The 13,011-nt window shown below is 30.6% G+C and carries 17 protein-coding genes; 6 read left to right on the forward strand and 11 right to left on the reverse strand.

Annotated features, from left to right (window positions below; genetic code table 11):
* Nucleotides 1–18 precede the first annotated feature (18 nt).
* A complete protein-coding gene (locus tag JH146_RS00695; protein ID WP_048201201.1) occupies nucleotides 19–1,932 on the forward strand; it encodes a PINc/VapC family ATPase in 1,914 nt (637 codons plus the stop codon).
* Between the two features lie 350 nt (nucleotides 1,933–2,282).
* Here the strand turns inward: JH146_RS00695 and hisA are convergent, their stop codons facing one another.
* From hisA to JH146_RS00710, 3 genes are all read right to left on the reverse strand, one after another.
* Complete coding sequence (gene hisA, locus JH146_RS00700) at nucleotides 2,283–2,996, reverse strand: 1-(5-phosphoribosyl)-5-[(5-phosphoribosylamino)methylideneamino]imidazole-4-carboxamide isomerase (RefSeq protein WP_048201202.1); 714 nt, start codon at nucleotides 2,994–2,996, stop codon at nucleotides 2,283–2,285.
* Nucleotides 2,997–3,301: 305 nt separating this feature from the next.
* Entirely contained in the window at nucleotides 3,302–3,772 is a 471-nt protein-coding gene (rimI, locus tag JH146_RS00705; protein ID WP_048201203.1) for a ribosomal protein S18-alanine N-acetyltransferase, read from the reverse strand.
* Between the two features lie 76 nt (nucleotides 3,773–3,848).
* Complete coding sequence (locus JH146_RS00710; RefSeq protein WP_048201204.1) at nucleotides 3,849–4,337, reverse strand: methylated-DNA--[protein]-cysteine S-methyltransferase; 489 nt, start codon at nucleotides 4,335–4,337, stop codon at nucleotides 3,849–3,851.
* Nucleotides 4,338–4,356: 19 nt separating this feature from the next.
* Here JH146_RS00710 and tpiA point away from each other — a divergent pair, with 19 nt between their 5' ends.
* From tpiA to ahcY, 5 genes are all read left to right on the forward strand, one after another.
* Nucleotides 4,357–5,016, forward strand: coding sequence for a triose-phosphate isomerase (gene tpiA / locus JH146_RS00715; protein WP_048201205.1), 660 nt, complete (start codon nucleotides 4,357–4,359; stop codon nucleotides 5,014–5,016).
* A gap of 73 nt (nucleotides 5,017–5,089) precedes the next feature.
* Nucleotides 5,090–5,419 (forward strand): DUF4870 domain-containing protein, encoded by a 330-nt coding sequence (locus tag JH146_RS00720; protein WP_048201206.1) that lies wholly within the window; start codon nucleotides 5,090–5,092, stop codon nucleotides 5,417–5,419.
* Between the two features lie 42 nt (nucleotides 5,420–5,461).
* The gene (bioB, locus tag JH146_RS00725; protein WP_173400849.1) at nucleotides 5,462–6,433 is read left to right on the forward strand and encodes a biotin synthase BioB; all 972 of its coding nucleotides are present in this window, start codon (nucleotides 5,462–5,464) and stop codon (nucleotides 6,431–6,433) included.
* Nucleotide 6,434: 1 nt separating this feature from the next.
* Nucleotides 6,435–7,169: a UPF0280 family protein gene (locus JH146_RS00730; protein ID WP_048201207.1), complete on the forward strand. Its 735-nt coding sequence runs from the start codon at nucleotides 6,435–6,437 to the stop codon at nucleotides 7,167–7,169.
* A gap of 59 nt (nucleotides 7,170–7,228) precedes the next feature.
* A complete protein-coding gene (ahcY, locus tag JH146_RS00735; protein ID WP_048201208.1) occupies nucleotides 7,229–8,476 on the forward strand; it encodes an adenosylhomocysteinase in 1,248 nt (415 codons plus the stop codon).
* A 58-nt stretch (nucleotides 8,477–8,534) separates the two neighbouring features.
* On the opposite strand, the gene JH146_RS00740 is transcribed toward ahcY, so the two are convergent.
* The 8 genes from JH146_RS00740 to JH146_RS00770 all read right to left on the reverse strand — a co-directional run bounded on the left by JH146_RS00740 (nucleotide 8,535) and on the right by JH146_RS00770 (nucleotide 12,811).
* Nucleotides 8,535–9,791, reverse strand: a complete 1,257-nt coding sequence (locus JH146_RS00740) for an LL-diaminopimelate aminotransferase (RefSeq protein ID WP_048201209.1) — start codon at nucleotides 9,789–9,791, stop codon at nucleotides 8,535–8,537.
* Between the two features lie 65 nt (nucleotides 9,792–9,856).
* Nucleotides 9,857–10,150 (reverse strand): DUF357 domain-containing protein, encoded by a 294-nt coding sequence (locus tag JH146_RS00745; protein ID WP_048202559.1) that lies wholly within the window; start codon nucleotides 10,148–10,150, stop codon nucleotides 9,857–9,859.
* Nucleotides 10,146–10,376, reverse strand: a complete 231-nt coding sequence (locus tag JH146_RS08530; protein WP_335328909.1) for a GNAT family N-acetyltransferase — start codon at nucleotides 10,374–10,376, stop codon at nucleotides 10,146–10,148. The genes JH146_RS00745 and JH146_RS08530 overlap by 5 nt, the downstream gene beginning before the upstream one ends.
* Nucleotides 10,377–10,457: 81 nt before the next feature.
* Entirely contained in the window at nucleotides 10,458–10,661 is a 204-nt protein-coding gene (locus tag JH146_RS00750) for a helix-turn-helix transcriptional regulator (protein WP_048201210.1), read from the reverse strand.
* 7 nt (nucleotides 10,662–10,668) lie between these two features.
* Nucleotides 10,669–11,211, reverse strand: coding sequence for a hypothetical protein (locus JH146_RS00755; protein WP_048201211.1), 543 nt, complete (start codon nucleotides 11,209–11,211; stop codon nucleotides 10,669–10,671).
* A gap of 4 nt (nucleotides 11,212–11,215) precedes the next feature.
* Entirely contained in the window at nucleotides 11,216–11,839 is a 624-nt protein-coding gene (locus JH146_RS00760) for a hypothetical protein (RefSeq protein WP_048201212.1), read from the reverse strand.
* A complete protein-coding gene (locus JH146_RS00765) occupies nucleotides 11,823–12,233 on the reverse strand; it encodes a hypothetical protein (protein WP_048201213.1) in 411 nt (136 codons plus the stop codon). The genes JH146_RS00760 and JH146_RS00765 overlap by 17 nt, the downstream gene beginning before the upstream one ends.
* Nucleotides 12,234–12,241: 8 nt before the next feature.
* A complete protein-coding gene (locus tag JH146_RS00770; RefSeq protein WP_048201214.1) occupies nucleotides 12,242–12,811 on the reverse strand; it encodes a hypothetical protein in 570 nt (189 codons plus the stop codon).
* Nucleotides 12,812–13,011 lie beyond the last annotated feature (200 nt).

The raw sequence follows: 13,011 nt of genomic DNA on the forward strand, positions 1-13,011 counted from the left end.
AATTTGAAGGTGACAGTTATGAATCTGGAAGAAAGAAAGAAATTGGAAACAAAATCTATTGATGAACTGGATTTAATTGGAAAAAAAGTTTGTGTTGATACCTGTGTAGTTATAGATGGTAGAATAACTGAATTAATTGAGAGAGGTAAGCTGAAAGATGCTACAATAATAATCCCTGAAGCAGTTGTTTCTGAATTAGAATATCAAGCAAATATGGGAAGAGAAATTGGATATAAAGGAATAGAAGAGCTTAGAAAATTAACAGAGAAAGCTAATGAGCATAATATTAAAGTTGAATACTGTGGAGAGAGGCCTACAAGAGAAGAGATATTTTTGGCAAAAAGTGGAGAAATTGATGCAATGATTAGAAAAGTAGCCAAAGAGACAAACTCTATATTATTAACAAGTGATTGGATTCAATATAACTTAGCTAAAGCACAAGGTATTGAAGCTTACTTCTTAGAAACCATGGAAGAAGAAGTTGAACTTATATTAGATAAATACTTTGATGAAGAAACAATGTCTGTGCATTTAAAAGAAGGATGTTTGCCTTATGCTAAAAAAGGTAAGCCAGGGGCTGTTAAATTAGTCCCAGTTGGAGATAAGGAGCTAACTAAAGAAGAAATGGAAGATATCATTGACAACATTATAAAGTATGCTGAACAAAACAATGGATTCTTTGAAATTCAGAGAAAGGGGGCTACAGTCATTCAGTTAGGAAATATCAGGATTTCAATTGCAAGACCACCATTCTCTGAGGCATTGGAAGTTACAGCAGTTAGACCAGTAGTTAAAGCTTCATTAGAAGATTACGGATTGTCAGAGAAATTAATGCAGAGATTAAAAGAAAGAGCAGAAGGAATTTTTGTTTCTGGACCTCCAGGAAGTGGAAAATCTACATTTGTAGCTGCATTGGCTGAATTCTATAGAAGCCAAGGAAAAATAGTTAAGACAATGGAAAGTCCAAGAGATTTGCAGGTTAGTAAGGAAATAACCCAATATGCACCATTGGAAGGAGATATGGAGAAGACATGTGATATCCTATTATTGGTTAGACCTGACTACACAATTTATGATGAAGTTAGGAAGACAAGGGACTTTGAGATATTTGCAGACATGAGAATGGCTGGAGTTGGAATGGTTGGAGTTGTTCATGCTTCAAAACCAATAGATGCCATCCAAAGATTAATTGGAAGAGTTGAGCTTGGAGTTATTCCACAAGTTGTTGATACTGTAATATTCATAAAAGATGGTAAGATACAGAAGGTTTATGAGATTGACTTCACAGTTAAAGTGCCTTATGGAATGGTTGAAGAAGATTTAGCAAGGCCTGTTATTGAAGTTAAGGACTTTGAGACTGGAAGAGTTGAGTATGAAATCTATACTTATGGAGAGCAAGTTGTAGTCATGCCAATTAAAGATGAAAATAATAAAAGAGCTCCAATATATGGATATGCTGAAGAGAAGTTAGAGGAGATATTGAAAAAACTTCTACCAAGAAAAGCCAAGCCAATGGTAAAAGTTACTGGAGATAATTCAATTGATTTAATTGTTCCAGAAAAATATGTTGGGGCTATTATAGGTAAAGGTGGAAGGGAAATATCAAAATTAGAAGATATGCTTGGATTGAAGATTTCAGTTAAAGAAAAGGAAAAAGAAGAAGAAAAAGATATGGAAAGGATATATAGAAAGTATGAATTTGTAAGTGAGCTTGAATCAACAAGGATTTATGAAACTGACAAATATGTAGTTGTAGATGTTGGAGAGGACTTTGCAGGAGAGAATATAAGAATCTACATAGATGGAAAGTTATTAACAACTGTAACTGTTAGAAATGATGGAACAGTAAGGATAAACAAAAAAACAAAGGTAGGAAAAGAGATTTTAGATGCAATTGACGAAGGAAGAGATATATATGTTGATTTGCAGTAAAATGTCTTTTACTATTTTTTAACTGAAACTTTAAGAAAGTTTCATCAAAATTGGACACTATTGGACATTAATTGCCTCTGAAAGAGGCAACTTATAACTAATTATCAAAGTTTTAAAACTAATATGGCATTTATAGAAGCCCTTTGGGCTTCTAAGTTCATTAACAAATATATTTCCTTTGATAATTGGTTAAATGGACGTGGGGTATCCGCAACCATAGGGCTATCGCCCTATTGGGATACCCCAGAAATTCTAAGTTACACCTCCGAGCGTAAGCGAGGAGGTGTTAGATTTTGATGAACCTTTTAGTAAAAGGTTCATACCAATAGGGGCTTTGCCCCTATGGTTTTTTAACTTTTAGCTATTTTTACAGCATCTTTTAAGTTAATTAAACCTTTATATAAAGCAGAGCCAATAACAACTCCATAAATGTCAAGCTCTTTTAGAGCTTTTATATCATCTAAGGTTGTAATCCCACCAGAATAGATGATAGGAATGTTAGTTTTTTCAATTAGCTCTTTAATTACATCTATATTTATCCCTTTTAATAAACCTTCAACATCTACATTTGTAAATAATATATAACCAACCTTATCTTCAAATTCTTTAATAACTTGTATTGGAGTTTTATCTACTTTTTCTTTCCATCCTTTGATAACCACTTTCCCATCTTTACACTCTACAGCCAAAACAATCCTATCCTTTCCAATCTCTTTATTTAAATCATCTATAAATTCTGGTTCTAAAATAGCCTTAGTTCCAACTATGACTCTATCAACACCAATATCTATCAATTCTTTTGCTACATCTAAGCTTCTAATTCCTCCACCTACTTCAACTGGAACATTAACTTCTTTTATAATGTTTTTAATAATATCTCTATTATTCCCACTTCCAAATGCGGCATCTAAGTCAATTATATGCAAATACTCAGCCCCATTTTCTACCCATTTTTTAGCAACTTCAACTGGATTATCTATCTCTAAATGCTTTTTATTTGGGTCTCCTTGAATTAATTGAACACATTTTTTATCTTTTAAATCAACTGCAGGAATTATTATCATTTTAAATCACCACAGAGTTATTATTCCATAGGGGCAAAGCCCCTATTGGTATGAACCTTTTACTAAAAGGTTCATCAAAATCTAACACCTCCTCGCTTACGCTCGGAGGTGTAACTTAGAATTTCTGGGGTATCCCAATAGGGCGATAGCCCTATGGTTGCGGATACCCCGGGATGCATTGCTTCTTTTGGGAAGCAATGCCTCTTAGAATTATAGTTTTTTGCAAAACTTATTAAATTAAAAAGGCATATTTGAAGCCCTACATTCCAAGATATTTTGCAAAACTATATATATTTTAATCGAAATTACCACAGAGTTATTATTAATGGTCCTTTAGCATTTGGTTTCTTTTTTATCATTAGTATGGCATCTTCCCCATCTTCATAGTATTTTGGAAGGAGCTTTCTATCTCTATAACCCATCTTATAATAAAATTTTCTTGCAACAATGTTTGAAACTCTAACCTCCAAAACTATATAATTACAATTGGCTATATTGAAATAGTAGTTCTCAAGCGTCTTTAATAAAGCCGTTCCAATTCCCAACCCCCTATATTCTTTTTTTACAGCTAATGAGACAATATGTCCATTTCCCCAATCCATACTTCCCAATATATAGCCAACGACCTTTCCATTAATCTCTGCCACATAAAAACAGTTTGGATACATTGACCAAATTCCTAAAATTAACTCAGTAGGATAAGGGTTTTTAAATGCTTCTTTTTCAATTTCTTCAACTGCATCTAAATCTTTAGATGTAAATTTTCTTATTATCATGTTCCCACTAACTTTTAGTAAAACTTTCTGAATAATTTTTAACCAAATAAATGTTATGTATTTTTTATTTTAATTATTATTTTAGATTCTTTTTATTTAATCTTTCCCTCTCTAAGATAAATTTTTTCTTATCTAATCCATAGGAATAGCCGCCCAAAGAATTTTTAGCAACAACTCTATGACAAGGAATTATTAAAGGCAAAGGGTTTCTTTTTAAAGCCATTCCAACAGCTCTTGGTGAGGTGTTTAGTTTTTTAGCTATATCTCCATAAGTTAATACATCCCCAAATTCTATGTCTTTAACAACATCTAAAACTTTTTTTGTAAATTCTGGAACTTCTAATTTATAATTTATTATCTTTCTTGCTTCTTTATCATCCATTCTTCCAAGATATAGTTCTAATATAATCTCTGCCACTTTTAAATATTCATCTTCTGGGTTGCTAATAATTTCCCCATTCATAAACTTAAATACCTCTTCTCTTCTCAAAGGGATTGTATTTTTAACTAATTGATTACCTTTAAATATCATTCCTATAAAATAATCTTCTATCTGAATTATCATGCTCTCACGGTGAAAAGCTATGTTGATTGTAATTAACTATAAGACGTACAAAGAGAGTATTGGAAAGAGAGGTTTAGAAATAGCCAAAGTTGCTGAAAAAGTTAGTGAAGAAAGTGGAGTTACAATAGGAGTAGCTCCTCAATTTGTAGATTTGAGAATGATTGTTGAAAACGTTAATATTCCAGTTTATGCTCAACATATTGATAACATAAATCCTGGAAGCCATACAGGACATATATTAGCTGAAGCAATTAAAGATTGTGGTTGTAAAGGAACTTTAATAAACCACTCAGAGAAGAGAATGTTGTTGGCAGATATTGAAGCAGTTATAAATAAATGTAAAGCTCTTGAATTAGAAACAATTGTCTGTACAAATAATATAAACACTTCTAAGGCAGTTGCAGCTTTAAATCCTGATTACATTGCAATTGAGCCTCCAGAACTTATAGGGACAGGAATTCCAGTATCAAAAGCAAATCCTGAGATTGTTGAAGGAACAGTTAAAGCGGTTAAAGAAATAAATAAAGATATTAAAGTTCTATGTGGGGCTGGAATATCTAAGGGAGAAGATGTTAAAGCTGCCCTTGATTTAGGGGCTGAGGGTGTTTTATTAGCTTCTGGAGTAGTTAAAGCAAAGAATGTAGAAGAAGCTATAAGAGAACTGATTAAATTTATCTAAATAATTTTATTTTAATTTTGACACTTTAACTATTTTATAAATAATTTCTAAATTATATTTTTTGGTGATATTAATGGCTTTTGGATTAGATAAAAATGTAGAGGGAGCTTTATGTTATCTGCTGTTTTGGGTTAGTGGATTGATATTTTTATTGTTGGAGAAAGAGGATGATTTTATTAGATTTCACGCTATTCAGTCATTTATAACATTTTTAAGTTTAAATTTAGTAGCTATGGTTATTTCAGCAATTCCAATAATTGGATGGATAGCTTCTGCTTTAATAAATATAGCAATAGTGGTTTTATGGATTGTTGGAATGATTAAAGCATATAATGGAGAGAAATATAAATTCCCAATATTTGGAGACATAGCAGAGAAATACTACAAAGACTTTCTAAGATAACTTTAAATTTTATTTTTATTACTGTAGAGGGTGAGAGCTTTGATAGAGATTGAAACTTTTTTAGAAAAATCTTTAAAAAATAGGATAAGTTTTGATAATGCTATATATCTTTATGAGAATTTTAATGCTATAGATTTGCTGTATTTAGCTTTTAAGATAAAGAATGAAATAAAAAATAATGATAGAATTAAATTATGTGCTATAATAAATGCTAAAAGTGGAAAATGTTCAGAGAATTGTATTTTCTGCTCTCAGTCAATTCACAATAATTGCAACATCCCAATATATCCATTAAAATCAAAAAAAGAGATTTTAGAGTATGCAAAAAAATTTGATGGTGTTGTTGAAAGATTTGGTATAGTCACAAGTGGTAAAAAAATTAATGATGATGAATTTACAGAAATTCTTGAAGCTATAGAGCTTATAAAGGAAGAAACAAATTTAAAAGTATGCTGTTCTTTGGGTTTATTGGATGAAGAAAAATTAAAGGAGTTGAAGAAGTTGGATGTTAGAGTTCATAACAACTTAGAAACGTCAAAAAATTACTTTAAAAATATATGCTCAACTCACAGCTATGAGGATAAGGTAAAAGTAATAAGAGAAGCAAAGAAAATTGGCTTAGAAGTTTGTAGCGGCGGAATATTTGGACTTGGGGAAAGCATAGAAGAAAGAATAAAGATGGCTTTTGAACTTAAAGAGCTCGGAGTTGATAGCGTCCCAATAAATATTTTACATCCAATTGAGGGGACTAAAGCATATCAAATGGTAAAAAATGGAGAAATTAAGCCAATAAGTATTTCAGATGTTTTGAAGTCAATAGCTTTATATAAAATAATTATGCCTTATGCAGAGATTAGATTGGCTGGTGGAAGAGCATACAACTTAAAAGATTACCAATCCTATTCTTTAATGGCTTTGGATGGATTAATGGTTGGAAACTATTTAACTACAAAAGGTAGAATTTTAGAAGATGACTTAAAAATGATTGCAGATTTTTGTAATTTGGTGGAATGATATGTGGTTCAAAAAAAGAATCATAATGAAAGAAACAAATATACTTTTAAAGGTAGATGATAAAAGGTATTTTAAAAGGGCAGAAGAAATTATCTTAAAAAATAGATTAGAATTGGAAAGATATATATTAAAAAACCCTTATTTTTTAACTTCTTACTATCCAATTGATGTAGAATACGATGCCCCAGAAATTGTAAAGTTAATGGCTATAGCTGGAGAAATTGCCAATGTAGGTCCTATGGCAAGTGTTGCTGGAGCTATAGCGGAGATGCTAATTAAAAATATTGGAGCAAAAAACATCATTGCTGAAAATGGTGGAGATATTTGTTTAAGAGCTAAAAAAGATGTTGTTGTTGGCTTATATGCTGGAAATTCAAAGATTACTGGGGAGGTTGGATTTAAGTTAAAAAAAGAGAAGATTAAAAATATATATGGCATTTGTACTTCATCAGCAACAGTAGGACATTCAATAAGTTTTGGAGAGGCAGATGCAGTTACTGTTTTTGCTAAAAGTTCTGCTATAGCAGATGCAGCAGCAACCTCTATTTGCAATGCTTCAAGGGGAAGAAATGAGGAAGAGATGATAAACAATGCATTAGAAAAGGTAGATGAAATTGAAAAAATAGATGGAGTTTTTATTGTTGTAAAAGATAAGGTAGGGATTAAAGGAAAAATTCCAGAGTTAGTTAAGACAGATAAAAAAATAACCTTAGGAGAGTTGTTTGATATCTATTAAAAAATTATTAAAATCATTAGGTAAGAATAATTATGCTAAAAATAAAAATGGTGAAATCAATGTATGAAGTTAGAGATATAAACCTTTGGAAAGAAGGAGAGAGAAAAATTCAATGGGCAAAACAACACATGCCTGTTTTAGGTTTAATTAGAGAGAGATTTAAAGAAGAAAAGCCATTTGAGGGAATAACAATAGGAATGGCTTTGCATTTAGAGGCAAAGACAGCTGTTTTAGCAGAGACATTGATGGAAGGAGGGGCAGAGATTGCTATAACTGGATGTAATCCTTTATCTACTCAGGATGATGTAGCTGCTGCTTGTGCCAAAAAAGGAATGCATGTTTATGCATGGAGAGGAGAGACAGTTGAAGAATATTACGCTAATTTAAATAAAGTTTTAGACCACAAGCCAGACATCATTATAGATGATGGATGTGATTTGATATTTTTATTGCATACAAAGAGAACTGAGCTTTTAGATAATATAATGGGGGGGTGTGAAGAAACAACAACTGGGATTATTAGATTGAGGGCAATGGAAAGAGAGGGGGCTTTAAAATTCCCAGTTATGGATGTAAATGATGCTTATACAAAACACCTATTTGATAATAGGTATGGAACTGGGCAGAGTGCTTTAGATGGGATTTTGAGGGCTACAAACTTATTAATTGCTGGAAAAACTGTTGTTGTAGCAGGGTATGGATGGTGTGGTAGAGGAGTGGCTATGAGGGCTAAGGGATTGGGGGCAGAGGTTGTTGTTACTGAAGTTAATCCAATTAGAGCTTTAGAGGCAAGAATGGATGGATTTAGAGTTATGAAGATGGAAAAAGCTGCAGAGATTGGAGATATATTTATAACAACAACTGGATGTAAAGATGTTATTAGAAAGGAACATATATTAAAAATGAAAAATGGAGCTATTTTAGCAAATGCTGGACACTTTGACAATGAAATTAATAAAAGACATTTAGAAGAGTTAGCTAAATCAATAAAAGAAGTTAGAAATTGTGTAACTGAATATGATTTGGGAGATAAGAAAATATACTTATTGGGAGAGGGTAGATTAGTGAATTTAGCATGTGCAGATGGACATCCATGTGAAGTTATGGATATGAGCTTTGCTAACCAAGCTTTAGCGGCTGAATATATTCTAAAAAATCATGATAAATTAGAGCCAAGGGTTTATAACATTCCTTATGAGCAAGATTTGATGATTGCTTCTTTAAAATTGAAATCAATGGGTATTGAAATTGATGAATTAACTGAAGAGCAGAAAAAATACTTAGAAGATTGGAGAGAAGGAACTTAAATCATTCTAAAATTCTAAGTAGAAATTTGAAAAAAGAAAAATAGAAATCAAATTTTAGTTATTCAAATTCTAAATCTAAATCTTCTAATCTTCTCTTAAATTCTTCTAAAACCATATCTTCATACTTCTCTTCTGTTGTTGGATTTCCATTTTCATCCTTAGCAACAAAACATGCTGCTAATCTTAAATAATGTCCGGCATCATCCCACGGAACTGTTGATATTAATTTTTCTTTAATTAAGTGTTGAGAGAAATCTTCTGCTGTTTCAAATTCAATACCATTAGCTCTTCTTGGTGATTTAACATACAAGTAGAATGTTCCTCCTGGCATTCTTGCTTTAAATCCTACTTCATTTAATATTTTAACCATCTTTCTTAATCTTCTCTCATACTTCTGTCTAACTCTTTCAGTTATTTCTGGGTGTTGCAAACAATAAATTCCAGCTTTTTGGATTGGGATGAATTGCCCACTATCAAAGTTATCCTTAACTGTTGCAAACGCTTTAATTATAAGTTCATTTCCAACTAAAAATGCCAATCTCCAACCAGTCATGTTAAATGCCTTTGAGAAACTGTGGATTTCAACACCAACCTCTTTTGCATCTTTAACTGATAAAAATGAGAGCGGTTTTCCATCATAAACCAAAGCTCCATAAGCGGCATCTTGAACAACAATAACCTCATTTTCAAATGCAAAATCAACAACTTCTTTATAGAATTTCTTTGTTGCTTGTGCTCCTGTTGGGTTGTTTGGGTAATTGAGATAGAGTATCTTTGCCCTCTTTTTAATATCCTCTGGAATACTCTCTAAATCTGGTAAGAAATCATTTTCCTCTAACAATGGTAAATTATAAACTTCTCCACCATACCATTTTGTGTGTGTTGCTGTAACTGGATAGCCAGGGACTGTCATCAATGTAACATCTCCAGGGTTGATGAAGGCAGAGGTTATATATGCTAATGCTGGCTTTGAACCCATTGAGTGAATAACCTCATTAACCGGGTCTATATCTTTAACTCCATAAACCTTTTCCATGTATGGTGGGACAGCATCTTTTAACTCTTGAATTCCGTTATCTGCATATCCTCTATTTTCCCATTTTTTAGCTTCCTCACACAAAACTCTTATAACTTCAGGGTCTGCCATTTCATCTGGCTCTCCAACACCCATATCTATTAATTCCATATCTGGATGTCTTTTCATAGCTTCTTGCTTTGCTCTCTTAATTTTCTCAAACTTGTAAATTACATCTTCTTTTCCAAACTTCTTTCCACCAATTCTCTCAGCAAATAAGTTTTGTATGTAGCTCTCCATCCTCTCACCAAATGACATTTTATCTATTGTTATTGTTCATAATAAGTTGATTGGATATAAAAATTTTATTTAGCAAGTGTAAATCTTACATCATCATCTCCAACATCAAAAATTCCTAATCTAACACCAGCATCAATCCAACCATAGGCATAATTTAATGAAGCAAATGCGGTTACATAATCCCCTCTCTCTTTAAATGCTTTGGCATCTTCAAAATAACTCTCTATCATCAATAAAAAATCTTTAGCTACATCATACAACAAACTCCTCTTTGGTGGCATACCTTTTTTAATAATGTTTATAGCTTCCTCTGTTCTTTTAAAGTAATTTTCTAATTTTTCCTCAGTTATCTCTCTAATCACTTTTCTCACCATTAAAAAATTTTCTTAAACATATTAAGTTTGTAAATTTCCATCCTTTGGATTTATAAAATTTTAATGCTTTTTTGTTGTCTTTATCTGCTAATAATGATAATCTTAATAAACCATTTTCTTTGCAGTATTTTTCTGCTTCAGCTAAAAGTTTGCTTCCAATACCTTTTCCTCTAAACTTTTCATCAACAACTATAGTGTCAGGACTTCGCAGTTTATATTATTTATTTTTGGAATTTAGACACCCAAGAGGGTGTCAATCTGCAATAAAATTTTATTCCTGCGAAAGTCCTATTTAATCATCATCCTCATCATAAATAAATATATCTTCAATCTTAACACCAAAAAACTTTGCTATTTTAAATGCTAATTTTAAAGACGGGTCGTATTTCCCCTTCTCTATAGCAATAATTGTTTGCCTACTAACTCCTAACTTTTTTGCCAATTCTTCTTGAGTTAAGTTATGCATTGCCCTATAAATTTTTAATTTATTTTTCATTTTTTCACTATGCAAATTTTTTAAATGTATAGAACTCAATTATAAACATATTTGCTGTAATAACAAGTATTATTGTCCTAATGAAATCAACTGCTTCAATACAAAACTCTTTTAAAGGTAATATCAACAAAAATACATAAACAGTGAGCAATAACCCAAGGACAGACATTAAGGTTAAAAATCCAGATTTTTGTTTGAGATTTTCAACAAATTCATCAAAAACTTCAAAGATTAGTTTATACTTTGGGAATAAAACTCCTATAATAATTAAAAGAATTAACGCAGATATTCCAGTTGCAATATCTAAAAATGCCTTATCACAAATAACTCCTAAGAATATTAAAATCCCTTCAATAAATCCAATACTCAATGCTAATAAATTCTCATACAACCTTTCATTTATATCTTTTTTATCAATGAACGGCCAAATTATAAAGATTACCAATAAGAAAGCCAAAACAATTTTAAAATTTTTAATAAATATGGATAAAAGCAAAACTGCTAAAAAATCAATAGCCAAGATAAGTTTTATTTTGGTTTTTAATTCCATAGTTTCACCTTATGTGTATTTTTTTAAAGCAATAAATAAAAAAGAATATCAAACTTAAGACAAAGATTGTCATTAAAAATGCAATAACATCTGAAGAAAATGCAATTTTTACATCAAAGAAAGCTATAAAATTAAAAATTAAAACTAAATAAATCCAAAAAGAAATAATTAGCATAACCGACGATTTTTTAAATACCTCTGCTTTTAATTCATCTAAATTTACTATATCATAGCAATCTTTTCCCATCATTTTGAATATTACGTAAAGAAAAATCATCATCAATACTAAAATCTCAACCACAACAATTATAGAGAGATAGTTTTTCAAAATTCCAAAAATCATTAAAAAAGAATTTATAATTCCTAAAATCATGGAAAATGTAGCTTCATCATTTGAAATTATTGATTTAGAAGTTATTTTATATTTTTTGTGGGCATTATTCTTTGCATAAATAAATAATCCAATAAAGATTAAGGTAAAAATCATTAAACCAATTCCAACCAATCCTAAAAAGTTTCTATTAATCATTAAACCTCCAACAACTAAAACAATCCAAAATACATTTGAAATTAAAATCATCAACTCATTTATTACATCTTTAATAAATTCTTTAGTCCTCCATTTCATTAAAATCACCAAATTTTTTAAAATTAAAGAAACAATAAAGATAAACCACTAAATAAATAATCCAAATTGTGAGAAATATCTCTCCAACATCTAAGCGATAGTTATATCCATTAGATAATCTAATTAAAAGAAAATACCATCCAATTGACATTACATAAGCTTTTAAGGATATATATGATGCTAAATATTTAATTTGAGATTTTTTATCCGTGGATATTGGTGCATCAACTATTGAATTATAAAATTTCGTAGATATTGCAAAATAAACTAAAGATAGCAAAATAGCAAAAATAACCTCCCAAATAATCAGATTTGAATAAATTTTCTGATAATAAAGAACTATTCCCATTAAAAATCCAATAGTTATGGTTAGGATTTCTTCAACAGCCTTCATAAAATCACCTAACTAAATTTTAAAGTGTAATATGCCCTAAAAATTATGAGTTGGGAGATTAAAATCATCAATGGTAAGGAAGACATGTCATAAACAGAAATTTCCAAATTTAATCCAGCAGAGATTGATAGATACAAAAGCACTATAGATGAGATTAAAAACGAAAACACTGCCCTAAATGCACTCTTTTCTGAAATAGTTATTTTTAACTCATCAATAAGCTCTTCATCTATCTCAACTTTTGCTGATTTCTTAACTATCATCTCAACAACTACTGAGAATAATACAATAGATATACCAAATAATTTGAAATTTAGAAATTTTGAAGATAGATAAATCCCTAAAATCCAAAATACTCCCCACAGCAATCCAACTAAAAAAATCATTAACTGCTCTTCTCTATCTCCAAATAATGGATGGCTCTTTTTAGCTACGTAAATAAATATTCCAAACAGTATTAAAAATATCAATAAGTTTGCAACTTCCTTCAAATTTAAAAATACAAGTAAAATTGTTGATGCTGTTACTAAAAACCCCATCAAAAACCCAGGAATAATTTTATTCCTGACATTCAACATTTCGCCCCTGTCATGTTAATATTCCTTTACATTATGTTAAGTATGTTTAACATTTCTGTATATAAAATTTTTTATAGTAAGATTTAAATATTTGGATAGCCAAGAAATTTTTATCTATGCCTAAACTATTTTCGTCAATTAACTTAATCTCCAAAACTTTATATATTACCTTTACAATTGTTAATGATTGATAATGACAA

This window comes from Methanocaldococcus bathoardescens (genome assembly GCF_000739065.1).
Classification (GTDB): domain Archaea; phylum AGJL01; class Methanococci; order Methanococcales; family Methanocaldococcaceae; genus Methanocaldococcus; species Methanocaldococcus bathoardescens.

Excerpts from the sequence above, each read along its gene's own strand:
- JH146_RS00765 (WP_048201213.1), bottom strand. The coding sequence starts at position 12,233 with ATGAAGGCTGTTGAAGAAATCCTAACCATAACTATTGGATTTTTAATG.
- ahcY (WP_048201208.1), top strand. The coding sequence starts at position 7,229 with ATGTATGAAGTTAGAGATATAAACCTTTGGAAAGAAGGAGAGAGAAAA.
- tpiA (WP_048201205.1), top strand. The coding sequence starts at position 4,357 with ATGTTGATTGTAATTAACTATAAGACGTACAAAGAGAGTATTGGAAAG.
- JH146_RS00760 (WP_048201212.1), bottom strand. The coding sequence starts at position 11,839 with ATGAAATGGAGGACTAAAGAATTTATTAAAGATGTAATAAATGAGTTG.
- JH146_RS00695 (WP_048201201.1), top strand. The coding sequence starts at position 19 with ATGAATCTGGAAGAAAGAAAGAAATTGGAAACAAAATCTATTGATGAA.
- JH146_RS00740 (WP_048201209.1), bottom strand. The coding sequence starts at position 9,791 with ATGGAGAGCTACATACAAAACTTATTTGCTGAGAGAATTGGTGGAAAG.
- JH146_RS00730 (WP_048201207.1), top strand. The coding sequence starts at position 6,435 with ATGTGGTTCAAAAAAAGAATCATAATGAAAGAAACAAATATACTTTTA.
- JH146_RS00750 (WP_048201210.1), bottom strand. The coding sequence starts at position 10,661 with ATGAAAAATAAATTAAAAATTTATAGGGCAATGCATAACTTAACTCAA.
- JH146_RS00755 (WP_048201211.1), bottom strand. The coding sequence starts at position 11,211 with ATGGAATTAAAAACCAAAATAAAACTTATCTTGGCTATTGATTTTTTA.
- JH146_RS00720 (WP_048201206.1), top strand. The coding sequence starts at position 5,090 with ATGGCTTTTGGATTAGATAAAAATGTAGAGGGAGCTTTATGTTATCTG.
- JH146_RS00710 (WP_048201204.1), bottom strand. The coding sequence starts at position 4,337 with ATGATAATTCAGATAGAAGATTATTTTATAGGAATGATATTTAAAGGT.
- hisA (WP_048201202.1), bottom strand. The coding sequence starts at position 2,996 with ATGATAATAATTCCTGCAGTTGATTTAAAAGATAAAAAATGTGTTCAA.
- JH146_RS00770 (WP_048201214.1), bottom strand. The coding sequence starts at position 12,811 with ATGTTGAATGTCAGGAATAAAATTATTCCTGGGTTTTTGATGGGGTTT.
- rimI (WP_048201203.1), bottom strand. The coding sequence starts at position 3,772 with ATGATAATAAGAAAATTTACATCTAAAGATTTAGATGCAGTTGAAGAA.